Genomic DNA, 1425 nt, shown 5'->3' with positions numbered 1-1425 from the left:
TGTCGTATCGCCGGTGATCCCGTCGCCCGTCGTGCCGGTATCGTCGGTGAAGCCGGTGATGGTCGGGGCGGTTGGAGCTGCCGTGTCAATCGTGACGTTCAGCACTGTCGAGGCCGCCGAGCTATTGCCCGCCGCATCGGTGGCGACCGCTGTCAGTGCCTTCGCGCCGTCGGTCAACGTGCCAGCCGTGAAGCTCCAGTCGCCCGACCCATCTGCCGTCACCGTGCCCAGAGACGTCGCCCCATCGAAGATCTCGACGCTCGCATTCGCCTCGGCCGTGCCGCTCAGGCTCGGCGTTGCGTCATTCGTCACGTTATCCGTATTGCTCGACCCGCTATCGGATGCTGCGTCCAGATCGATGGTTGGCGCTGTTGGGGCGCTCGTATCAATCGTGACGTTCAGTGCAGCCGAGGCCGCCGAGCTATTGCCCGCCGCATCGGTGGCCACGGCTGTCAGTGCCTTCGCGTCATCGGTCAGCGGGCCAGCCGTGAAGCTCCAGTTGCCCGAGCCATCTGCCGTGACAGTCCCCAGAGAGGTGCTGCCGTCGAAGATCTCGACGCTGGCATTCGCCTCGGCCGTGCCGCTCAGGCTCGGCGTTGCGTCATTCGTCACGTTATCCGTATTGCTCGACCCGCTATCGGATGCTGCGTCCAGATCGATGGTTGGCGCTGTTGGGGCGCTCGTATCAATCGTGACGTTCAGTGCAGCCGAGGCCGCCGAGCTATTGCCCGCCGCATCGGTGGCCACGGCTGTCAGTGCCTTCGCGTCATCGGTCAGCGGGCCAGCCGTGAAGCTCCAGTTGCCCGAGCCATCTGCCGTGACAGTCCCCAGAGAGGTGCTGCCGTCGAAGATCTCGACGCTGGCATTCGCCTCGGCCGTGCCGCTCAGGCTCGGCGTTGCGTCGCCCGTCACGTTATCCGTATCGCTCGAACCGCTATCGGATGCAGCATCCAGATCAATTGTTGGAGTTGCTGGCGCGCTCGTATCAATCGTGACGTTCAGTGCTGCCGAGGCCGCCGAGCTATTGCCCGCCGCATCGGTGGCGACCGCTGTCAGTGCCTTCGCGCCGTCGGTCAGCGTGCCAGCCGTGAAGCTCCAGTTGCCAGATCCATCTGCTGTGACAGTCCCCAGAGAGGACGCCCCATCGAATATCTCGACGCTGGCATTCGCCTCGGCCGTGCCGCTCAGGCTCGGCGTTGCGTCGCCCGTCACGTTATCCGTATCGCTCGAACCGCTATCGGATGCAGCATCCAGATCAATTGTTGGAGTTGCTGGCGCGCTCGTATCGATCGTGACGTTCAGCGCGGATGACGCCATCGAGACATTCGCACCCGGTGCAATCGCCGTGGCGGTGAAGGCGTAATCGCCCTCGGCCAAGGTCGTTCCCGTATAGTCGAAGCTCCAATCGCCCGCCCCGTCCGCCGT

General features: G+C 64.3%; 1 protein-coding gene. It reads right to left on the bottom strand.

What is annotated here, in order from left to right:
- A partial coding sequence (locus tag CR254_RS17780) for an Ig-like domain-containing protein (protein WP_245851747.1) occupies positions 1-1425 on the bottom strand: 1425 nt, incomplete at both ends.

This window comes from Pontivivens marinum, assembly GCF_900231835.1.
In the GTDB taxonomy this organism is placed as follows: Bacteria; Pseudomonadota; Alphaproteobacteria; order Rhodobacterales; family Rhodobacteraceae; genus Pontivivens; species Pontivivens marinum.
This window is presented reverse-complemented; position numbering and strand designations above follow the sequence as displayed.